The organism is Mycobacterium colombiense (assembly GCF_001665835.1).
GTDB lineage: Bacteria > Actinomycetota > Actinomycetes > Mycobacteriales > Mycobacteriaceae > Mycobacterium > Mycobacterium colombiense_A.
Map to the genome: position 1 here is coordinate 109,701 of NZ_LZSX01000085.1, position 21,039 is coordinate 130,739.

Genomic DNA, 21,039 nt, shown 5'->3' on the forward strand with positions numbered 1-21,039 from the left:
TCGAAGACGTTTCATGGACTTCTCCCGTGTAGTGCTCTCGCCCGAGGATCAGGACTTCTTTGACCGGACCCGGGAGTTCATTGCGAAACACGTCACCGACGAGGTGCGGCGGCGTGATCGAGAGACCGGCGAAAACTTCAGTGAGCAAGTGCATTTGGCGCTGGGTGACGAGGGTTATCTGACGTCGGATTACCAGCTGGAGTCCGAAGGGGGATTCAATCCGGTGCGCCGGCGAATCTTCCACCTCGAGATCGGTCGTGCGCACACGCCGTGGTTCCACTGGGGCACCACGGCGGTCGTCGCGCGGTTGGTGAAGCAATTCGGGGCGGCCGAACTCGCCGACGCGATCCTGCCGGGCGTGCTGTCCGGCGAGATCCGGCTCTGCCTGGGCTACACCGAGCCCGAAGGCGGCTCCGACGTCGCCACCTGCAAGACCCGGGCCGTGCGGGACGGATCTGGCTGGGTGATCAACGGCTCCAAGATGTTCACCTCGAACGCGCAGAACGCCAAGTACGTCTTTCTGCTGACCAACACCGATCCGCAGGGACGCAAACACAAGAACCTGACCATGTTTCTGGTGCCGCTGGACTCGCCAGGCATCGAGATTCAGGGCATCCGCACGGTGGACGGTGACCGCACCAACATCGTGTATTACAGCGACGTGCGGGTCGATGACCTCTATCGGATCGGTGAGGTCAACGGCGGCTGGACGGTGATGCGGTTCGCCCTCGACGCCGAACACGGCATCACCGACGCCGAAGACCATGGCCTGCAGAACATTTCGATGCTGTCAGAGCACGGCCACCTGATGGCCGAGGCGGCCGACGGGGTCGCGGCGGTGCTGGCCACGCCCGATGCGACCGGGCGGCGCCCGATCGACGACGACGCCACGAAATACCGCCTCGGGCGCAGCATGGCCCGCATCGAGGCGGCCATGTCGACTCCGGGAATGTACGGGCGGGTGGCGCTCATTCAGACCATGCGTGAGGTCTCGCAGGAACTGATGGACCTGCTGGGGACGGCATCGGCATTGCCCACCGATGCAACGGGTTCCGCGGACTTCGCTGATAATGGCGCCATCGAGTTCATCTTCCGGCACGGCGTGCCCGCCGGCATCTACGGCGGCACCATGGAGGTGTTCCGCAACATGATCGCCCAGCACGAGCTGGGGCTCGGGCGTCCTAGCTACGGGCGCTGACCGGCAGCTCGGCCGTCATCTCGACGCGGGTGTCGTCGAAGCTCAGGAATCCCCTGATGGGCAGGCTTTCCGGCGGCGGGCCGGGATAGCACCACGCGACGTCGGAGACGACATCCTCGCCCGAGACGAACGACCAATACGTCGCGAAGCCCTTGTAGTTGCAGTAACTCTCCGTCTCGGAGCGCCGCAACAGGTCGGTGCGCACGTGTGCCGGATCGACGTAAAGCCGTGGGGCGAGCGCGGTCTCGAACACGATCACCGTGTCGTCGGTGTCTACCAGCGTGTGGCCGGCGACGCGGACGCGCAGGCGGCGTTGGGTCGGACGGCAATCGACGCGGTGATAGGGATTGGGCGGGTAGTGCACGAGCCTGCGCCCCTCTTCCAGCCAGGTGTCGACCGCGTCCCAGGGCACCTGGACGAAACCGGGCGCCGCGGGTTCCGGCTCGCTGGGTAGGTCGCCGACCTCGTCGGCCGCGAAGACGTAGCTCAGCGGCCGGCCGCGCCGGTGCACCATCAGCGCCCGCTCGGTGTCGATCACCACGCGGCCGTCCTTGACGGCCTGCACGCGCCGGGGATGCGGTTCGACGTACACGACGTCGTCGGGTATCGGGGGCGAGAAGCGCCCCGCGGGATCGCTGCTGAGCGGACCACGCCCGGCCACCAGAGTCATGCGTTCCTCCCGGTTGCTTGCCCTCGCTCTACCCAATCATGTGCGTCGCCGCGATGGGGCGGCGCGTTGGATCCGGATGTCCGCCGAGCGCTTTCCCGGTGCACCGGTGTCGGCGGTCACACGCACCCCGACGGCCCGGCCGGTGTCGGCGTCGACGAACGCCAGCTTGACCGGACCGTCCTGTAGGTAGGCGTCCCCCCACTGCACCAGCGACATGAACACCGGCAGGAAGTCCTCCCCGGCCTCGGTCAGCCGGTACTCGTCGCGGGCGCGCTGCCCCGGCTCCTGATAGGGAACGCGCGCGACGATGCCCGCCGCCTCGAGTTGCTTGAGCGCCCGCGACACGGCCGGCGCGGACGTCGCGATGCGTTCCACGAAGTCCTCGAAACGTGTTGTGCCAAAGAATAATTCGCGGACAACCTGAAAGGCGGTCTTGGTGCTCAGCAGTTCGAGGACCTTCGACATCGAGCAGCCCTCGCCGATCGACCACTGCTGGCGGTCCCGCAGCCGGTTCTCGAACTCCATCACGGACCCCTTTAGCTAACGCTTGCGTTATCCAGCATATCGTGCTTGTATCTTACTAACGAAATCGTTAGTCAGCTAGGAGTGAAGAAAATGTTATCGGATCAGCTATTTCTCATCACCGGGGCGACCGGCAACACCGGTGCGCCCACCGTCGAGATGCTGCTCGACGCCGGGCACCGGGTGCGCGCGTTCGTGCACCGCAGCGATCAGCGCTCCGAGGCGCTGGCCGGCCTGGGCGCCGAGATCGTCGAGGGCGATCTGCTCGACTTCCACGCGGTCAGCTCGGCGATGACCGGCGTGGACGCCGCCTACTTCTGCTACCCGATCGCCCCGGGCAGCCTGCTGCCGGCCACTGCCGTCTTCGCGCAGGCCGCCAGCGAGGCAGGCGTGCGGGCGGTGGTCAACATGTCGCAGATCTCCGCCCGACGCGAGGCGAAAAGCCATGCTGCGCAACAGCACTGGATCGCCGAGCGACTGCTGGACCGGTTCCCCTTCGGCACCACACATCTGCGCCCGACCTTCTTCGCCGAATGGCTCAAATGGCAATGGGCGCGCAGCGGCGACGAGGGCGTGCTGCGGCTGCCGTTCGGCAATGGGCGCCATGCCCCCATCGCCGGGCGCGACCAGGCCGGCGTCATCGCCGCCATCCTGCAAAACCCCGCCCCGCACGATCGGCAGATCTATCCGCTGGTGGGCGCCGAGGAACTTGATCACTACCGCATCGCCGAGCAGATGTCGGATGCCCTCGGCATCGCGGTCCGCTACGAGCCGATCGGCATTCCCGCCTTCGCCGCGGCGCTGACGGCGCAAGGCCGGCCGGACTTCTTCGTCCAGCACATCAGCAGCGTCGCGCAGGACTACCAGGACGGCGTCTTCGCGGGAGAGAACAACCTGGTCGAGGTGATCAGCGGGCACAGGCCGATGACCGTCGGCGACTACGTCGACGCCAACCGCGCCGCCTTCGACCACGACGGCAACTTCGCGGTGGGCGCCCAGCGCGTGGCGAGCTGAGCGTTGCGCCGCCGAATCGGGGGGATGCGTGCACCCCGGCGCGCCTACAGGGTAGGAACTTACCCATGGCGGGACCGGTAGCAGGCGTCAAAGTCGTCGAACTCGGGGTCTGGGTGGCCGGACCGGCCGCCGGCGGCATCCTGGCCGACTGGGGTGCCGACGTGATCAAGATCGAACCGCCCACCGGTGATCCGGCGCGCATGTTCGGCCGGATGCTGGGCTGCGATCTGGGCCTCAACCCGCCGTTTGAGATGGACAACCGGTCCAAGCGCAGCGTCGTACTGGACCTCGGGACCGACGAGGGCCGCGGCACCGCGTTCGAATTGCTCAGTGACGCCGACGTTTTCCTGACCAATGTGCGCCCCGGCGCGCTGCGGCGCCTCGGCCTGGACTTCGAGACGGTGTCGGCCGCCAACCCGCGGCTGGTCTACGGGCTCATCACCGGATACGGCGAAAACGGGCCCGACGCCGACCGCGCCGCGTTCGACGTCGCCGCGTTCTGGTCCCGGGCCGGGGTGGCCCACCTGCTCACCCGACCCGGCGACACGCCCCCGTTTCAGCGCGGCGGCATGGGCGACCACTCCGCCGGGATGACCATGGCCGCGGCCGTGTGCGCGGCCCTGCTCGCACGTGAACGCACCGGGACGGGCCAGCTGGTGACCACCTCGCTCTACCGGCAGGGCGCCTACACCGTGAGCTTCGACCTCAACACCTATCTGATGAGCGGGCAGCCGATCGCGATCGGCCAGCGCGAAACGATGGGCAACCCGTGCATGAACAACTACGCCGCCTCCGACGGGCGGCGGTTCTGGATCGTCGGCCTGGAGCCCGAGCGGCACTGGCCGGCGCTGTGCCGTGCGGTGGGCCGGCCCGAGTGGCGGGACGACCCCCGGTTCGCCGATGCCCGCGCCCGCGCCGTCAACTCGACCGTGCTGATCGCCGCGCTGGACGAAATCTTCGCGACGCGGCCCCTCGACGAGTGGGCACAGGTCTTCGCCGGCGAACCGGATTTCTTCTGGTCACCGATCAACACCCTGGAGGACGTCGTCGCCGACGAACAGTTCCACGCAGCGGGCGGCATCGTCGACGTCCCGGACGGCGACGCCGCCGTCCCGATGGTGGCCACACCCGCGGACTTCCATGGGACACCGTGGGCACCGCGTTCTGCGGCACCGGAACTCGGGCAGCACACCGAGGAAGTCCTGGCCGACCTCGAGGCGCGTCGCGGGTCCTGACGGGCCGACGGGGACCTTTACAAATTTCGCCATAAGTGTCACGCTGTCCGGTGAGCGGCGTCGCCCGACGCGTGACGCGGCTCCAACCCTTGAGAAAGCCCATGACAAGCGCTTGAGACCCGCCAGCCGACCGGCCGGTGGTGGTGAGGAATGGATCGATGGTCGCTCCGACGTTCGACATCAGCAAGACCGGCGCCGCGAAAGCAACCCGCGCGAACGGCGAGGGCCTGCGTTACCGGCTCGACGTCGTCGCGGCCAATGCCGTCGATGTCGTGCAATCGGCCGGCGGCTGGCTCTATGACCGGGCCATGGCCGGCTGGGAAGTGACCGTGCTGCTCCCGCGGGGCTGCGACACCCGGCCGCTGCGGATCCTGGGTGTGCGGGCAGCGGAGCTCGAGCCAGAGCTCGCCGGGCTGGGGACGGGCTCGACCAGCCTGGCCGTCAGCGCCGAGGTGTTCACCGCCGACGCCAGGGTGCGCGACGCGGTGCTCGAGTCGCTGGACAACCGGCTGATCGAGGTCGCGCTGTGGGGTGAGGGATGGCCCCTGGGCGTGAACCGTGCGACGACCCGGGCGCAGCACCTGCTCAGCGGCGCGGCCCGCATGTTCAAGGGCTATGCGCTTGCGGCGGCGGGCATTCCGGGCGCGACGGTCGATGCCACCGAGACGCTGCTGTGCGACGTGGGCTCGGGGGCCGACTCAGAGCTGGTCCGGCTCGACTAGCCCATGAAGAAATACTTCGGCCACACACTGCTCTACTTGCACGAGACGATCTCGCTGGGATCCGGGCGAAGCGACCGCTTCACCGAGATCTTCACCGACACCTATCAGCCGATGATGGAACAACTCGGCGCCCGGCTGTTCGCGATCTGGGAATCCACGCCGTACAACGGTCACTGGCCGCAAGTGACGGTCATCTGGGAGATCGACGGCTTCGCCGACTACGCCAGGATCGGCGCCGCGCAGGCCCGCGGCGGCAGCCACGAGGCCGCGTCCGGCAAATGGTCGGCGTTCCTGGCCGACGTCGGCGCCTCGGGGGAGGGCCGCATCATGTACCCCGGCCCCAGCAACAAGACACTCGCCCAGCTTCGCGAGGCGAATTTCACTGCCCCGCTGGTGATTCAAGAGGTCATGCAGACCAAGCCGGGGCGTCAGGACGACTATATCCGCGAACTGGAGCGGCTCTATGTGCCGTGGTCGGAACGCACCGGCAAGCGCTGGCTCGGTTCGTTCACCACGACCTTCCGCTACAACGAAGTCATCCACTACTGGGCGCTGGACGGTGGCTGGGACTGCTTCGCCGAACACTATCCGTCCTGGAAGGAGAGCCCCCCGGCCGAGATCGTCACGTGGATGAGCGTGGCTCCCGCGCTGCGCGACGGCTGGGAGGACTCCATTCTGCAGGCCCTCCCGCCATCGCCACTGAAATGACGGAGCGACGAAACCCAGTGAATATGGCCGACTTTCACTACGATCCCTTCGACGCGGCGGTGATGGCAAACCCGTTGCCGTACTACCGAATCCTGCGCGACCACCACCCGGTGTACTACATGCCGCAGTGGGACACCTTCGCGCTGTCGCGCTTCGAGGACATCTGGACGGTGCTGGAAGTCAACAACGGCACGTTCGTCGCCTCGGAAGGCACGCTGCCACCGGCATCGGTGCTCGCGCAACACAACAGCGGGCCGGTCGACGACCCGCCGCTGCAGCCGCTACCGTTCCACGCGATGTTCGACGCGGACCTGTACGGCGAGATCCGGCGCACCCACTCCCGCCCGTTTCGGCCACGGTCGGTCACGGACCTGGAGGGCCGGATCCGCACGCTGGCCAACGAACGCCTCGATGCGCTGCTCCCCGGCGGTTCGTTCGACCTGACCCAGGACTACGGCGGCATCGTGGTGGCCGCCATCGTCTGCGAACTGTGCGGCATCCCCACCGATCTCGCGCCACAGGTCCTCGCCACCGTCAACGCCGGCAGCCTCGCGCAGCCCGGCGAAGGCGTGGACACCGGGCATGCGCGGCCGAACTACTTCGAATACCTGCTGCCCGCGGTGCAGCGCCGGCGCGCCGATCCGTCCGGGGGACCGCTCGACGTGATCGACGGCCTGCTCGGCTATCACCTGCCCGATGGCAGGGCGCTCGACGACATGGAAGTCGCGACCCAGATGCTGTGCATCTTCATCGGGGGGACCGAGACGGTGCCCAAAATCGTTGCGCACGGGCTCTGGGAGCTCAGCCGGCGGCCCGACCAACTGGCCGCCGTGCGCGCCGACCTGGACAACAACGTGCTCGTCGCGCGCGACGAGATGATCCGATTCTGCGCGCCCGCGCAGTGGTTCGCGCGAACGGTGCGCAAGCCCTTCGAGATTCACGGCCAGACCCTGAATCCGGGCCAGCGGGTCATCACCCTGCTCGCCTCGGCCAACCGCGACGAGCGGGAATACCCCGAGCCCGACGAATTCATCTGGGACAGGCCCATCCGCCGCTCGCTGGCGTTCGGCCGCGGCCAGCACTTCTGCATCGGATACCACCTGGCGCGGCTGGAAGTTGCTGTGCTGCTTCAGGAATGGCTGCGCCGCGTACCCGGTTACGCGATCCAGGGCGACGCCGCCACCCGGTTGCCGTCCAGCTTCCAATGGGGCTGGAACAACATTCCGGTGGAGGTCTGACGTGTGGTCCCACCGGATCATCGCCCCGTACCTGTTCGAGCGCACCACAATTGATGACAAGACTCCCGAGTGCCTGGCCGACGGGCAGGTGCTGCTGCGATTCTCGGCCGCGGGTGTCTGCGGCAGCGATCTGCCGGCCTTTCGCGGCGCCAGGGGACGGATCCCCGGTGACGACGGCCGAAGCGGACCCGAGAAAGACGGCTTTCCCATCCACGAGGTCGCCGGCGAGGTGATCGCCAGCCGACACCCGGCGCACCGTCCCGGCGATCACGTGGTCGGCTGGGCGTCCGGCTTCGACGGCCTGATGGAACGCATTGTCAGCAACGGTGACGGGCTGGCGCCGTACGATCCGGCGCTGACCCCAGCCCAGGCGGTCGGGCTGCAACCGCTGGCCTGCGTCCTCTACGCCTGCGAGCAGCTCGGCGACCTGGCCGGCCGGCACGTCGCGATCATCGGCCAGGGATCGATCGGCCTTTTGTTCTCCTACGTCGCCAAGGCGGCGGGTGCACGGCGTGTCACCGGGGTCGACCCGATCGATCGCCACGATCTGGCAAGGGCTTTCGGGGTCGACGACCCGGTGCGCGCCACCAGCGACCGCTGGGTGAGCCAACTCGGACCCGCCGACCGCGCGGACGTCGTCATCGAGGCCGTCGGCCACCAGGTCGCCACCCTGAACCACGCCATCGACGCCGCCGCCCCCGGCGGCACCGTGTTCTACTTCGGCGTCGCCGACGACGAAATGTATCCGATCAGCATGCGGGTGATGCTGCGCAACAACCTGACCCTGAAATCCGGTGTGACGCTGGACCGCCGGCGGATGCTGGAGCTCGCCGGCAAGTTCGCCGCCGAGCACCCCTGGCTGCTGGGCGCCTACCTCACCCACACGTTCGGCATCGATGCGGTGCAGGACGCCTTTGACCTGGCCTGCCGGCCGGACCCGGAACGCATCAAGATCGCGATCGCCGAATGAGCCGACCATGACGGACGCTTCGCCGAGTAACCTGCAGCTGGCGCTGAGCCGCAAAACCCCCATCTTCGGCGGCTGGGTCACCGGCCCGACCGCGCTGGGCCCCGAGGAATTCGCCCGCGCCGGTTACGATTACGTGGGCTTCGACGCGCAGCACGGCTATCTCGACGACGCCGATATCGCCCGGATCTTGCGCCGCACCGAACAGCTGCCCGTCGGCACCGTGGTGCGCCTGCCCAACGCCGACGCGGCACCGATCGGGCGGGTGCTGGACGCCGGCGCCGACGCCGTCGTCATCGCGATGATCGAGTCGGCCGACCAGGCCGCCGCCGCGGTGGCCGCCACCCGCTACCCACCGCGCGGTGTGCGCAGCTTCGGGCCGCTGCGCGCCAGTCTGGGACACGACCCCGCCGCCCACGAGTCACGGGTCGGGGTGTTCGCGATGATCGAGACCGCGGCCGCGCTGGCCGGCATTCACGAGATCTGCGCCGTCGACGGGCTCACCGGAATCTACGTCGGCCCAGCCGATCTCGCCATTTCACTCGGGACCGGCGTCGTCGGCGCCACCCGGCATCCCGACGTGCTGGACGCGATCGTGCGCATCCATCGGGCGGCGTCGGACGCGGGCCTGATCACCGGCATTCACGCCGGGGACGGCAAGACGGGTCATGCGATGGCGCAGCTGGGGTTCGGCATGATCACCCTCGCCGGGGAGTCGCAGGCGCTGCGCCGCGGCGCCGCCGAGCATCTACGCGAGGCGACGCAATGACGGGCGGCGCCCGCGACGATGAGGCCGCGATCCGCGAACTGCTCGCCGGCTACGCCCTGGCGCTTGACGTCGGCGACGTCGACGAGTGCGTGCAGCTGTTCGCGCCCGACGGCGAATTCCTGGTCTACGGCAAGACCTTTGCCGGTCATGACGCAATCGCGGGCATGTTCCGCGCCGCGGCCCGTGGCCTGCACCTGAACGGCAGCGCGCGGATCGAGGTCGCGGGGGAGCGGGCTACCGCCAGGTCGCAGGTGCTGTTCGTCCGCGCGGGCGACCTGCAGCTGCGGCCGGCGATCTACGACGACGAGCTGACCCGCATCACCGGGCAGTGGCGCTTCGCGCGGCGGCGCTGCCGCTTCGTCACCAGCGCCGGCTTGGCCAACAGCCCCGAGGTGAGCCCGGCATGAACCAGCGCGTCGCACTGGTGACCGGCGCCGCCGGCGGACAGGGCCGGGCCATCGCCGAACGGTTGCGCGACAAGGGATTTTCGGTGGCCGCCTGCGACCGGCGAATCGACGAACTCCGCACCGCGGTCGGCGAGGCGGGCGACGACGGCGTGGTCGCGCTCGAGCTGGACGTCACCTCGCCGGAGCAGTGGGACTCCGTGGTCGCGGAGGTCGTCGGGCGCTTCGGGTCGCTGAGCACGCTGGTCAACTGCGCCGGTGTGCTGCATCGGGCGCCGCTGACCGAGGAGACGACCGACGGCTTCGAAACCGCCTGGCGGGTCAATTGTTTGGGCCCCTTCCTCGGGATGCGCGCGGCGCTGGAACAACTGCGGAAGGCGTCCAACGCGTCGATCGTCAACATCTGCAGCACCGGTGCGATCCGCCCCTTCCCGCAGCACAGCGCCTACGGGTCATCCAAGTGGGCGCTGCGCGGACTGACCCAGACCGTCGCCGCCGAACTCGCGCCCTCCGGCATCCGGGTCAACGCCGTCTTCCCCGGGCCGATCGCCACATCGATGCTCGACGAGGTGACCCAGACCCGGCTGGCCGAGGCGTCGATGTTCGGACGCATCGGCGAGGCCGGTGAGGTCGCCGACGCCGTGGCCTTTTTGGTCTCCGACGAGGCGTCGTTCATCACCGGCTCCGAACTCATCATCGACGGTGGACAATGCCTGCAGATCCGATGAGCGATATCTCGGTCGGCATCATCGGTGCCGGGCCCGGCGGCCTGGCGCTGGGAATCATGCTTTCACGGGCGGGTTTTGACCGGTTCACCATCTTCGACCGGGAGGAAGGCGTCGGGGGCACCTGGCGGATCAACACCTACCCGGGGCTGGCGTGCGACGTCAAATCGCACCTCTACTCCTACTCGTTCGACCTGAACGCGGACTGGTCGCGGCTGTGGTCGGGGCAGCCCGAGATCCTGGACTACTTCCAGCGCTGCGCCGACAAGTACGGCCTGCGGCCACACCTGCGCCTGCGCACCGAAGTCAAAGCGGCACGATGGGATCCCGATAGCCAGCTGTGGTGCCTGACCACCGCGTCCGGCGAACAGCACCACTTCAACGTCGTCGTATCTGCGGTCGGCCTGTTCACCCGGCCGCTGCTTCCCGACCTCACCGAAGAAGAACCGTTCACCGGGACGGTGATGCACTCGTCACGCTGGGACCACTCGATCCCCTTGGAAGGCAAGCGCATCGCCGTGCTGGGCACCGGTTCGACGGCATCGCAGCTGATCCCCGAGCTGGCCAAGGTCGCCGACAAGGTGTATTCGGTGCAGCGGTCGCCGACCTGGATCCTGCCGAAGCCGGACCGGCACTACACGCGGCGCGAACGCTGGCTGTTCGCGCACCTCCCGTTCGCCAAAAGGCTTTACCGGGCCCGGCTGTGGCTACGCAGCGAATCCAACATCGCGGTGATCGAGCACGGCAGCGAAAAGACCGAGCAATTCAAGGCCGTCGCACTCGGATTGCTCGAGAAGACGGTCGACGACGAGGAATTGCGCCGCAAGCTCACCCCGGAGCACCCGATGGGCTGCAAGCGGCTGGTGTTCTCCTCGGACTACCTGGCCGCGCTGACCCAGCCCAACGTCGAGGTGGTGACCAGCCCGGCGCGCGCCCTGCGGAGCCGATCCCTGGTGACCGACGACGGCACCGAACGCGAAGTGGACCTGGTGGTCTGCGCCACCGGTTACGCGGCGGCGGACTATCTCGCGGAGCTGGACGTGTCCGGCGAAGGAGGAATGACCCTGCGGGAGGTGTGGCAAGAGGGGGCGCACGCCTACCTCGGTATGGCCGTGCCGGGATTCCCCAACTTCTTCATGCTGTACGGTCCCAACACGAATGTCGGCTCCAACAGCGTCATCTTCATCCTCGAGGCGCAGGCGCGTTACATCGTGCGGGCGCTGAAATACCTGCGGCGCAGGGGCAGGCGCTACGTCGCGGTGCGGCCCGCCGCGCTGGCCGACTTCGTCGCCAAGATCGACCGATGGATGGTGGGTACCGTCTGGACCACCCAGTGCAGCAACTACTTCCGCGCCCCCAACGGGCGCGTGGTCACCCAGTGGCCGCGCAGCGCGCGCGCCTTCTGGAACATGACGCGCAGGTTCACCCCGGCCGACTTCCTCTTCACCGCGCCCGTCACGCCGGCGCCCGACGCGGTCACCGCTCCGGAGCGGGGCGCACGGTGACGGGGCTGGACGGCGCCGATCGTTTGGATCCCGCGCTGCGTGAGGTCGCGACGACGCGCACCGACTTCTCCCTGGCCGCAATCCAACTCACCCGGGAACCTTTCAACGAACGCCGCCGGCTGACCGCCGAGCAGACCGATGCGCACGGGGTCCGGATCGTCGAGGACAGCGTGGCGACGCAATCCGGTGACGTCGGGGTGCGCATCTATCGCGGTGGGCCCGCGGGCCCGGCGCCGGCCGTGGTGTTCTGCCACGCCGGTGGTTTCGCGCTGGGCAACCTGGACACCGATCACGTGCAGTGCGTGGAGCTTGCGCGCCGCGGCCGCTGCACGGTGGTGTCGGTCGACTACCGGCTCGCCCCCGAACACCCCCACCCGGCGGCCGTCGAGGACGCCGCCGCCGTGCTGACCTGGGTGGCCGCGAATGCGGCTGAGCTCGAAGTGGATCCGGCGCGCCTGGCGGTCGCGGGCAGCAGCGCCGGCGCCGCGCTGGCCGCGTGCCTGGCGCAGCGGGCCGCCGACGGGGCGGCGCCGCCGGTGGTGTTCCAGCTGCTGCACCAACCGGTGCTCGACGACCGGCCCACCCCGTCGAAGGCGGAGTTTCGCACCAGCCCTGCGTTCGACGGCGAGGGCGCCGATCTGATGTGGCACCACTACCTGGGCCCGGCCGGCGCCTCCGAATCCGCGGTGCCCGCCCGGCGCTGCGAATTCGCCGGACTGCCACCGGCTTTGATCACCTGCGCCGAGATCGACCCGTTTCGCGACGAGGCGGTCGATTACGCGCTGCGGCTACTGCGCGCCGGGGTCTCGGCCGAGCTGCACGTCTTCGCGCGCGCCTGTCACGGGTTCGACTCGCTGCTGCCGGATTGGGCGGGTTCGCAACGACTGTTCGCGCTGCAGGGCGACGCCCTGGCCAGCGCGTTGCACAACGCCTAACCGTCGAATCTGATCAGCTGCCGCACGGCGGCGCCATCGGCCAGGTTGTCCATCGCCTCGTTGATGCCCTCCAACGGAATGGTCGACGACACCAGCGATTCCACCGGCAACCGGCCGGACTGCCACAGCTCGACGAAGCGGGGGATGTCGCGACGGGGCACCGCCGAGCCGAGGTAGCTGCCGACCAACGACCGGCCTTCGGCCACAAAACCCAACGGCGACACGCTGATTCGTGCGGCGGGCGGCGGCAGACCCACCGTGATGGTCCGCCCGCCGGGTGCGGTCAAGCCGATCGAGGTTTCCAGCGCGGCCGGATGACCGACTGCCTCGACCACCACCGCGGCCTTCACCCCGGCGTCCACGGCCTGCTGCGGCGTGTAGGCGTCATGGGCGCCCAGGCGGCGGGCGGCCGCCAACTTCTCGGGCAGCTGGTCGACGGCGACGACGCGGACGTCGTCATAGGTGAGCGCGGTCAGCAGCGCCGCCATCCCGACACCCCCCAGCCCGACGACGGCGACGGTCTGGCCGGGTCGCGGATGCCCCACGTTGAGCACGGCGCCGCCACCGGTGAGCACCGCGCAGCCCAGCAGCGCGGCGACGTCGGGCGGCACGTCGCCGGGCACCGCGACCGCGCTGGCCCGGTTGACGACCGCGTGCGTCGCGAAACCCGAGACGCCGAGGTGGTGAAACACCTTGTGCCCGGCCCGGCTGAGCCGGATGTCGCCGCCGAGCAAGGTGCCCGCGCCGTTCGCCGCACTGCCGGGTTCGCATGGCGTCAGGCCGTCGGTCGCGCACGCCGCGCAGTGGCCGCACCGCGGCAAGAACACCAGCACCACCCTCTGACCCACGGCCAGGTCGTCGACGCCCTCGCCGACCCGCTCGACGATCCCGGCGGCCTCGTGGCCGAGCAACATCGGCAGCGGACGCACCCTGTTCCCGTCGACCACCGACAGGTCGGAGTGGCAGACGCCGGCCGCCTCGACGCGGACCAGGACTTCGTCGCGCCCCGGGGGCGCCAGATCGAGTTCGGTGATGGCGATCGGCCGCGACTGCGCGTAGGGCCGAGGTGACCCGATGTGCTGCAGTACCGCGCCCCGGATTGAAGGCATGTTGGAATACAACCATGGCGTCGGCTTCCGTAGTTCCGCCCGCACCGGACGGGCTGACCAGCAACGACTTTCCGGTGCTGTGGCCGGTCGGAACCCGGTGGGCCGACAACGACATGTTCGGCCACCTCAACAACGCCGTGTACTACCAGCTGTTCGACACCGCGATCAACGCCTGGATCAACACCAGCACCGGGCTGGACCCGATCACCACGCCCGCGCTGGGCATCGTCGCCGAATCGGGTTGCCGCTACTTCTCCGAACTGCAATTCCCGCAGAATCTGGCGGTGGGCCTGGCCGTCACGCGGCTGGGCCGCAGCAGCGTCACCTACCGGCTGGGCGTGTTCCGGACCGATCCCGCGGAAAACAAGGTGCAACCCGTCACCGCGCTGGGGCACTGGGTGCACGTCTACGTCGACCGGGTCACCCGCAAGTCCGTCCCGATTCCCGACGCCGTCCGTGCGCTGCTGGCGACGGCCACCGTCGATCAATAAGTCGACCAATAAGGGCCTGGCACCAGGGCTTTCGTCGCCGAACGGGGCCGGGACGGCACCGCATGGACGCGCCGCCGGCCCGGCTATGCTTCGCGCATGCCAGTCATGAGCAAGACCGTCGAGGTGGACGCCGACGCCGCATTGATCATGAAGATCGTCGGCGACTTCGAGGCCTACCCGCAGTGGAACGAGGAGATCAAGGGCCTCTGGGTGCTTGCCCGCTACGACGACGGGCGCCCCAGCCAGCTGCGGCTCGACACCGATTACCAGGGCATGCAGAGCATGTTCATCCAGGCCGTGTACTACCCGGGCGAAAACCAGATCCAGACCGTCCTGCAGCAGGGCGACCTGTTCACCAAGCAGGAGCAGTTGTTCAGCGTGGTGTCGATGGGGGCTTCGAGCCTGCTGACGGTGGACCTGGACGTCGAAACCTCGATGCCGGTTCCGGCGCCGATGGTGAAGCAACTCCTCAATAACGTGCTCGACCATCTGGCCGAGAGCCTCAAGCGGCGCGCCGAGCAGCTGGCTTCGAGCTAGAAGACCCCGGTGCGGTCGCGCATCTCGGTCAGCCGGGTCGCCGCGTCGGTGAATTGCCAGACGGTGTGCTCGATCACCGCGTCGGTGTCGCGGCGGCGCAGCGCGGCGATCAGCTGGCGGTGGTTGTCCACCGCCGCCTCTCCCCACTGCGGGTCGGCGGCGTAGACCAGCACCGGCATGTAGCGCGCGGCGTTGAGCAGGAACCAGGCCAGCTTGATCCGGCCGCTCGCCTGGTTGAAGACGCGGTGGAACGCGAACTCGACGCCCGCGATGGTCTCGGCGTCGCCCGACCCCACGGCCGCGGCCAGCGAATCGTTGATCCGGGCCAGCTCGTCGATCTCGGCGTCGGTGATGTGGTCGGTGGCCGCGGCCGCCAGTTCGCGGGCGATCGATGCCTGCAGCCAGAAGATGTCCTCGATGTCCTGCCGGGTCAGCGGCAGCACGACGTGGCCGCGGTGCGGTTCGAGCTGCACCATGCCCTCGCCGCGCAGCTTGAGCAGGGCCTCGCGCACCGGGGTGACGCTGACTCCGAGCTCGGCCGCGGTCTCGTCCAGCCGGATGAACGTTCCCGGCCGCAAGGCGCCGGACATGATCGCCGCCCGCAGGTGACCGGCCACCTCGTCGGACAACTGCGCCCTGCGTAGCGGCCGCCGACTCCTCGGCTGCATTGACATCGGTGCGTTCACGGGGGCTGCCAGGGCTTTCGTGGGCTTGGCGGGACGGGGTTTAAGTTTTGACGGGTGTTAACGGGGACTTGTCAGTAGACCGTCAACGCCATAGTGTGACCCACACAACACGAAGTTTTATCAAATATCAACCTGGCGCAAGCGGTGCGCGAGTGAAGGGAAGTGCTGAGTTTGACCGCGCAATTGGCGAACCATCTGACACAGGCGAACGAGCAGCCGTACCTGGCCCGGCGACAGAACTGGGTGAACCAGCTGGAGCGGCATGCGCTGATGCAGCCGAAGGCGACGGCGCTGCGGTTCCTGGGCAAAACCCTGACATGGGGCGACCTGCGCGACCGGGTGGCGGCTCTGGCCGACGCGTTGAGCCGCCGGGGTGTCGGCTTCGGCGACCGGGTGATGATCCTGATGCTCAACCGCACAGAGTTCGTCGAGTCGGTGCTGGCCGTCAACATGCTCGGCGCGATCGCGGTCCCGCTGAACTTCCGGCTCACCCCGCCCGAGATCGCGTTCCTGGTCCAGGATTGCGAAGCCCGCGTGATCATCACCGAACCGGTGCTGGCGCCGGTGGCCACCGGAGTCCGCGGTATCGAGTCGCTGCTGGGCACCATCGTGGTTGCGGGCGGCTCAACTTACGACGACGCGGCCAGCGTGCTCGGCTACGAGGACCTGATCAACGAGCCCGGGCAACAGCACCTGCCCGTCGATATCCCGAACGACTCGCCGGCGCTGATCATGTACACCTCGGGCACCACCGGCCGGTCGAAGGGCGCCGTGCTGACCCACACCAACCTGACCGGCCAGACGATGACCGGGCTGTACACCAACGGCGCGGACATCAACAACGACGTCGGGTTCATCGGTGTGCCGTTCTTCCACATCGCCGGCATCGGCAACTTACTTACCGGGGTGCTGCTCGGCATCCCGACGGTGATCTACCCGCTGGGCGCGTTCGAACCCGGGCAGCTGCTCGACGTGCTCGCCGCGGAGAAGGTCACCGGCATCTTCCTGGTGCCCGCCCAGTGGCAGGCGGTCTGCGCCGAACAGCACGCCCGCCCGCGTGACCTGAAGTTGCGGGTGATCTCGTGGGGCGCCGCGCCGGCTCCCGACGCGCTGCTGCGGGAGATGTCGGCGAGATTCCCCGGCACCCAGATTCTGGCCGCGTTCGGCCAGACGGAGATGTCGCCGGTCACGTGCATGTTGCTGGGCGAAGACGCCATCCGTAAACGCGGCTCGGTCGGCAAGGTGATCCCCACCGTGGCCGCCCGCGTCGTCGACGAAAACATGAACGACGTGCCGATCGGTGAGGTCGGCGAAATCGTTTACCGCGCACCGACTTTGATGAGCGGCTACTGGAACAACCCGGAGGCCACGGCGGAAGCGTTCGCCGGCGGCTGGTTCCATTCCGGCGACCTTGTCCGCATGGACGAGGACGGCTATGTGTGGGTGGTCGACCGCAAGAAGGACATGATCATCTCCGGTGGCGAGAACATCTACTGCGCCGAGGTGGAAAACGTGCTCGCCAGCCACCCCAGCATCGTCGAGGTCGCGGTGATCGGCCGCACCCACGACAAGTGGGGTGAGGTGCCCATCGCGGTTGCCGCTGTCGCGGACGACAATTTACGGCTCGATGAGCTCGATGAGTTTCTGACCGAGCGGCTGGCGCGGTACAAGCACCCCAAGGCGCTCGAGATCGTCGACGCGCTGCCGCGCAACCCGGCCGGGAAGGTGCTCAAGACTGAACTGCGGGTTCGCTACGGCGTCGGAGAAATCGACTAAATCCATTCTAGGGCAAGAGATTTTAGGAGCAGAAAGGAAAGTGGACGGGAGCTGTAACGTTTGCCAGCTGTTGGCGAAGGGTTAATTGTGCAGATGCGGTTCACACGTGCTTGGCCATCGGGTACATTCCTGTGGTCTCCGTTACTACTTGCCAGTAGGGAGCCGATGGTCACAGGCATCATGCCGGGGCGAGGTGGGGGCACCCCCGGCCGCACAGCGGTGAGGGGGCGAGGCGTGCTAGACGATCCGCCGCGACGCCAGAAGGCGCGCGGTGACGGCCAGAGGGGGCAACGGTGACTTCAACGTCGACTAGTCGGCGCGGTCCCTACCTGGTCAGCTATGTACGCGACCAACTGGAGACGCCCCTGACGCTCGTCGGGGGATTCTTCCGGATGTGTGTGCTCACCGGAAGGGCGCTGTTCCGCTGGCCGTTCCAGTACCGCGAGTTCATCCAGCAGTGCTGGTTCATCATGCGGGTGGCGTTCCTGCCCACCATCATGGTGTCGATCCCGCTGACCGTGCTGCTGATCTTCACGCTCAACGTCCTGCTCGCCCAGTTCGGCGCGGCCGACCTGTCCGGCGCCGGCGCCGCGATCGGCGCCGTCACCCAGCTCGGCCCGCTGACCACGGTGCTGGTGGTCGCCGGCGCCGGCTCGACCGCGATCTGCGCGGACCTGGGTGCCCGCACCATCCGCGAAGAGATCGACGCGATGGAAGTGCTCGGCATCGACCCGATCCACCGCCTCGTGGTGCCCCGCGTGGTCGCCGCAACCCTGGTCGCCACCCTGCTCAACGGCCTGGTGATCACCGTCGGCCTGGTCGGCGGCTACCTGTTCGGCGTCTACCTGCAGAACGTGTCGGGGGGCGCCTACCTGGCCACCCTGACGACCATCACCGGCCTGCCCGAGGTCGTCATCGCGACGATCAAAGCCGCCGTCTTCGGCCTGATCGCCGGCCTGGTCGGCTGCTACCGCGGTCTGACCGTGCGCGGCGGTTCCAAGGGCCTGGGCACCGCGGTCAACGAGACGGTCGTGCTCTGCGTCGTCGCGCTCTACGCCGTCAACGTGGTACTGACCACCATCGGCGTGCGGTTCGGGACGGGGCACTGACATGTCGACTTCCGCCGTCTTCCGCGCCCGCTTCCCGCGGGCGGCCGAGAACCTCAACCGATACGGCCTCGCCGCGGCCCGCGGTCTCGACGACATCGGCCAGATGGCGTGGTTCGGTACCGTCGCCCTCGGGCACATCCCGCACGCCCTGCGCAACTACCGCAAAGAGACCCTGCGACTGATCGCCCAGATCGGCATGGGCACCGGCGCCATGGCAGTCATCGGGGGCACCGTCGCCATCGTCGGCTTCGTGACACTGTCCGGTAGCTCGCTGGTCGCCATCCAGGGATTCGCCTCGCTGGGCAACATCGGCGTCGAGGCGTTCACCGGATTCTTCGCCGCGCTGATCAACGTGCGCATCGCCGCGCCCGTCGTCACCGGCATCGCCATGGCAGCCACGGTCGGCGCCGGCGCCACGGCGGAGCTGGGCGCCATGCGCATCAGCGAGGAGGTCGACGCCCTGGAAGTGATGGGCATCAAATCGATCTCGTTCTTGGCCTCCACCCGCATCATGGCCGGGCTGGTCGTGATCATCCCGATCTACTCGATGGCGATCATCATGACCTTCCTGTCCCCGCAGATCACCACGACGGTGATCTACGGGCAGTCCAACGGAACCTACGAGCACTACTTCCGGACGTTCTTGCGTCCCGACGACGTGTTCTGGTCGTTCCTGGAGGCGATCATCATCACCGCGGTGGTGATGATCACCCACTGCTTCTATGGCTACAACGCCGGCGGCGGGCCGGTCGGCGTGGGTGAGGCCGTCGGCCGCTCGATGCGCTTCTCACTGGTGTCGGTGCAGGTTGTCGTGTTGTCCGCCGCGTTGGCGCTGTATGGCGTCAACCCCAACTTCGCGCTCACGGTGTAACCGCCATGGCCCGACCGATCCAGACCAATTCCCCGCGGACCCCGCCGTACAAGCTGGCCGGGGTCGCGATCCTGGTCGTCGCCGCGCTCGCGCTGGCGCTGATCTACGGCCAGTTCCGGGGCAACTTCACCCCCAAGACACAGCTGACGATGCTGGCGTCGCGGGCCGGGTTGGTGATGGATCCGGGTTCGAAGGTGACTTATAACGGGGTGGAGATCGGCCGGGTGGGGTCGATCGCGGAGACGGTGCGCGACGGCAAGCCGGCGGCGAAGTTCACCCTCGAGGTTTATCCGCGGTACCTGAAGCTGATCCCGTCGAACGTCAACGCCGACATCAAGGCGACGACGGTGTTCGGCGGCAAGTATGTGTCGTTGACGACGCCGGCCAATCCGTCGCCGCAGAAGATCTCGACCCACACGGTGATCGACGCGCGCTCGGTGACCACCGAGATCAACACGCTGTTCCAGACGATCACCTCGATCGCGGAGAAGGTCGATCCGGTCAAGCTGAATCTGACGTTGAGCGCGGCGGCGCAATCGTTGACGGGGTTGGGGGAGAAGTTCGGTCAGTCGGTGACCAACGCCAATGCGCTGCTCGATGATGTGAATCCTCAGTTGCCGCAGGCGCGCAAGGACATTCAGCGGTTGGCGGCGTTGGGGGATACGTATGCGAACGCGTCGCCGGATCTGTTCGACTTTTTGAACAACGCGGTGATCACCTCGCGCACGATCAATGCCCAGCAGAAGGATCTGGATCAGGCGCTGTTGGCGGCGGCCGGGTTCGGCAATACCGGTGCGGATCTGTTCAACAAGGGTGGCCCGTACCTGGCGCGCGGCGCCGAAGACCTGGTGCCCTCGGCGCAACTGCTGGACACCTACAGCCCGGAAATCTATTGCACGCTGCACAACTACCACGACATCGTGCCCATCACCGGTGCCTCCGAGGGTGGGTTCAACGGCTATTCGTTGAACATGGACACCGAGGTCACGTCGGGACTTGGGCTGATCGCCAACCCGCTGTCGCTCGCCGCCGTCGCGGCGCTCACGCTGGGACTCGGCGGCGCGGCCGGTCTGGTCGGCGGCGCGCCCAACCCGTACACCTATCCCGAGAACCTGCCGCGGGTGAACGCTCGCGGCGGCCCGGGCGGTGCGCCGGGATGCTGGCAGCCGATCACCCGCGACCTGTGGCCCGCACCGGAGTTGGTGATGGACTCCGGCAACAGCCTTGCGCCCTACAACCACCTCGACACCGGTTCGCCGTACGCGATCGAATACGTCTGGGGCCGCCAGGTCGGCGACAACACCATCAATCCGTAAACCCCGCTGTGCGCGCGAAAGCTCTGCCACGCAACATCATTCGTTCGCCGATATCAGCGGTCAATCGCCACGAGCGGGAACGCTTATTCGAAAAATGATGTTGCGCGCCCGCGGATTCCACTGTTGCTTTGTTTGTGCCACGGCGTCGCGGTACATTTCATTGATCTTATTGCATGTGTGTACAGGCTGGGTGGCGGCGGCACCGAGATGAGGGGCAGGGTTGGCGACCGTGGGTTATCTGGACAACCACCCGTATAGGTGGCTGGCCCTGATGATCGTCGGGCGCACGGTGTAGCGCCATGGAGGGCTCACCCGTTCAGATCAACGACTCGCGCGAGCCGCCCTACAAGGTGATCACCTTCATCGTGGTGGTCGTGCTCGCGGTGATCTTCACCCTGGTCTACATCCAGTTCCGCGGAGGTTTCACGCCCAAGACCGAGCTGACCATGTTGGCGTCGCGGGCCGGGTTGGTGATGGATCCGGGTTCGAAGGTGACTTATAACGGGGTGGAGATCGGCCGGGTGGGGTCGAT

Annotated in this window: 22 protein-coding genes and 1 pseudogene; 19 read left to right on the forward strand and 4 right to left on the reverse strand. The window is 67.8% G+C overall.

What is annotated here, in order from left to right:
• Positions 1 to 13: 13 nt before the first annotated feature.
• Complete coding sequence (locus A5760_RS20745) at positions 14 to 1,198, forward strand: acyl-CoA dehydrogenase family protein (RefSeq protein WP_064884233.1); 1,185 nt, start codon at positions 14 to 16, stop codon at positions 1,196 to 1,198.
• On the opposite strand, the gene A5760_RS20750 is transcribed toward A5760_RS20745, so the two are convergent.
• Positions 1,182 to 1,868 carry a DUF427 domain-containing protein gene (locus A5760_RS20750; RefSeq protein WP_064884234.1) on the reverse strand — a complete coding sequence of 229 codons (687 nt, stop codon included), beginning with the start codon at positions 1,866 to 1,868 and terminating at the stop codon, positions 1,182 to 1,184. The two genes, A5760_RS20745 and A5760_RS20750, sit on opposite strands and share 17 nt — an antisense overlap.
• Before the next feature lie 36 nt (positions 1,869 to 1,904).
• A complete protein-coding gene (locus A5760_RS20755) occupies positions 1,905 to 2,393 on the reverse strand; it encodes a winged helix-turn-helix transcriptional regulator (RefSeq protein ID WP_064884236.1) in 489 nt (162 codons plus the stop codon).
• A 90-nt stretch (positions 2,394 to 2,483) separates the two neighbouring features.
• Between A5760_RS20755 and A5760_RS20760 the strand changes: the two genes are divergently transcribed.
• The 11 genes from A5760_RS20760 to A5760_RS20810 all read left to right on the forward strand — a co-directional run bounded on the left by A5760_RS20760 (position 2,484) and on the right by A5760_RS20810 (position 12,612).
• Positions 2,484 to 3,404 (forward strand): NmrA family NAD(P)-binding protein, encoded by a 921-nt coding sequence (locus A5760_RS20760; RefSeq protein WP_064884291.1) that lies wholly within the window; start codon positions 2,484 to 2,486, stop codon positions 3,402 to 3,404.
• A gap of 65 nt (positions 3,405 to 3,469) precedes the next feature.
• Positions 3,470 to 4,639 (forward strand): CaiB/BaiF CoA transferase family protein, encoded by a 1,170-nt coding sequence (locus tag A5760_RS20765; RefSeq protein ID WP_064884238.1) that lies wholly within the window; start codon positions 3,470 to 3,472, stop codon positions 4,637 to 4,639.
• A gap of 158 nt (positions 4,640 to 4,797) precedes the next feature.
• Positions 4,798 to 5,361 (forward strand): hypothetical protein, encoded by a 564-nt coding sequence (locus A5760_RS20770; RefSeq protein WP_064884239.1) that lies wholly within the window; start codon positions 4,798 to 4,800, stop codon positions 5,359 to 5,361.
• A 3-nt stretch (positions 5,362 to 5,364) separates the two neighbouring features.
• A complete protein-coding gene (locus A5760_RS20775; RefSeq protein WP_064884240.1) occupies positions 5,365 to 6,069 on the forward strand; it encodes a hypothetical protein in 705 nt (234 codons plus the stop codon).
• Between the two features lie 23 nt (positions 6,070 to 6,092).
• Positions 6,093 to 7,307 (forward strand): cytochrome P450, encoded by a 1,215-nt coding sequence (locus A5760_RS20780; protein ID WP_064884242.1) that lies wholly within the window; start codon positions 6,093 to 6,095, stop codon positions 7,305 to 7,307.
• Between the two features lies 1 nt (position 7,308).
• Positions 7,309 to 8,277 carry a zinc-binding dehydrogenase gene (locus A5760_RS20785; RefSeq protein ID WP_064884244.1) on the forward strand — a complete coding sequence of 323 codons (969 nt, stop codon included), beginning with the start codon at positions 7,309 to 7,311 and terminating at the stop codon, positions 8,275 to 8,277.
• Between the two features lie 7 nt (positions 8,278 to 8,284).
• Positions 8,285 to 9,043, forward strand: a complete 759-nt coding sequence (locus tag A5760_RS20790; protein ID WP_064884246.1) for an HpcH/HpaI aldolase family protein — start codon at positions 8,285 to 8,287, stop codon at positions 9,041 to 9,043.
• Positions 9,040 to 9,450: a nuclear transport factor 2 family protein gene (locus A5760_RS20795; protein WP_064884248.1), complete on the forward strand. Its 411-nt coding sequence runs from the start codon at positions 9,040 to 9,042 to the stop codon at positions 9,448 to 9,450. Before A5760_RS20790 ends, A5760_RS20795 begins: the two co-directional genes overlap by 4 nt.
• The gene (locus A5760_RS20800) at positions 9,447 to 10,175 is read left to right on the forward strand and encodes an SDR family NAD(P)-dependent oxidoreductase (RefSeq protein WP_064884250.1); all 729 of its coding nucleotides are present in this window, start codon (positions 9,447 to 9,449) and stop codon (positions 10,173 to 10,175) included. Before A5760_RS20795 ends, A5760_RS20800 begins: the two co-directional genes overlap by 4 nt.
• The gene (locus A5760_RS20805) at positions 10,157 to 11,677 is read left to right on the forward strand and encodes a flavin-containing monooxygenase (protein WP_155764397.1); all 1,521 of its coding nucleotides are present in this window, start codon (positions 10,157 to 10,159) and stop codon (positions 11,675 to 11,677) included. The genes A5760_RS20800 and A5760_RS20805 overlap by 19 nt, the downstream gene beginning before the upstream one ends.
• Complete coding sequence (locus tag A5760_RS20810; protein WP_064884254.1) at positions 11,674 to 12,612, forward strand: alpha/beta hydrolase; 939 nt, start codon at positions 11,674 to 11,676, stop codon at positions 12,610 to 12,612. The genes A5760_RS20805 and A5760_RS20810 overlap by 4 nt, the downstream gene beginning before the upstream one ends.
• On the opposite strand, the gene A5760_RS20815 is transcribed toward A5760_RS20810, so the two are convergent.
• Entirely contained in the window at positions 12,609 to 13,721 is a 1,113-nt protein-coding gene (locus tag A5760_RS20815) for an alcohol dehydrogenase catalytic domain-containing protein (protein WP_064884293.1), read from the reverse strand. The two genes, A5760_RS20810 and A5760_RS20815, sit on opposite strands and share 4 nt — an antisense overlap.
• Positions 13,722 to 13,735: 14 nt before the next feature.
• On the opposite strand from A5760_RS20815, the gene A5760_RS20820 reads away from it, so the two are divergent.
• The gene (locus A5760_RS20820; protein ID WP_064884256.1) at positions 13,736 to 14,212 is read left to right on the forward strand and encodes an acyl-CoA thioesterase; all 477 of its coding nucleotides are present in this window, start codon (positions 13,736 to 13,738) and stop codon (positions 14,210 to 14,212) included.
• 96 nt (positions 14,213 to 14,308) lie between these two features.
• Positions 14,309 to 14,749 carry an SRPBCC family protein gene (locus tag A5760_RS20825; RefSeq protein WP_064884258.1) on the forward strand — a complete coding sequence of 147 codons (441 nt, stop codon included), beginning with the start codon at positions 14,309 to 14,311 and terminating at the stop codon, positions 14,747 to 14,749.
• Here A5760_RS20825 and A5760_RS20830 read toward each other — a convergent pair.
• Positions 14,746 to 15,423 carry a GntR family transcriptional regulator gene (locus A5760_RS20830; protein ID WP_196772154.1) on the reverse strand — a complete coding sequence of 226 codons (678 nt, stop codon included), beginning with the start codon at positions 15,421 to 15,423 and terminating at the stop codon, positions 14,746 to 14,748. The two genes, A5760_RS20825 and A5760_RS20830, sit on opposite strands and share 4 nt — an antisense overlap.
• Positions 15,424 to 15,606: 183 nt before the next feature.
• On the opposite strand from A5760_RS20830, the gene fadD5 reads away from it, so the two are divergent.
• From fadD5 to A5760_RS20855, 5 genes and pseudogenes are all read left to right on the forward strand, one after another.
• Positions 15,607 to 17,211, forward strand: a complete 1,605-nt coding sequence (fadD5, locus tag A5760_RS20835; RefSeq protein WP_064884295.1) for a fatty-acid--CoA ligase FadD5 — start codon at positions 15,607 to 15,609, stop codon at positions 17,209 to 17,211.
• Between the two features lie 293 nt (positions 17,212 to 17,504).
• Positions 17,505 to 18,320 (forward strand): MlaE family ABC transporter permease, encoded by an 816-nt coding sequence (locus A5760_RS20840; RefSeq protein ID WP_064884263.1) that lies wholly within the window; start codon positions 17,505 to 17,507, stop codon positions 18,318 to 18,320.
• Between the two features lies 1 nt (position 18,321).
• Positions 18,322 to 19,191, forward strand: a complete 870-nt coding sequence (locus A5760_RS20845; protein WP_064884265.1) for an MlaE family ABC transporter permease — start codon at positions 18,322 to 18,324, stop codon at positions 19,189 to 19,191.
• Between the two features lie 5 nt (positions 19,192 to 19,196).
• On the forward strand, positions 19,197 to 20,507 hold the full coding sequence (locus A5760_RS20850) for an MCE family protein (protein ID WP_064884267.1): 1,311 nt from the start codon (positions 19,197 to 19,199) through the stop codon (positions 20,505 to 20,507).
• A gap of 299 nt (positions 20,508 to 20,806) precedes the next feature.
• Positions 20,807 to 21,039 (forward strand): annotated as a pseudogene (locus tag A5760_RS20855) (MlaD family protein); the annotation flags it as partial.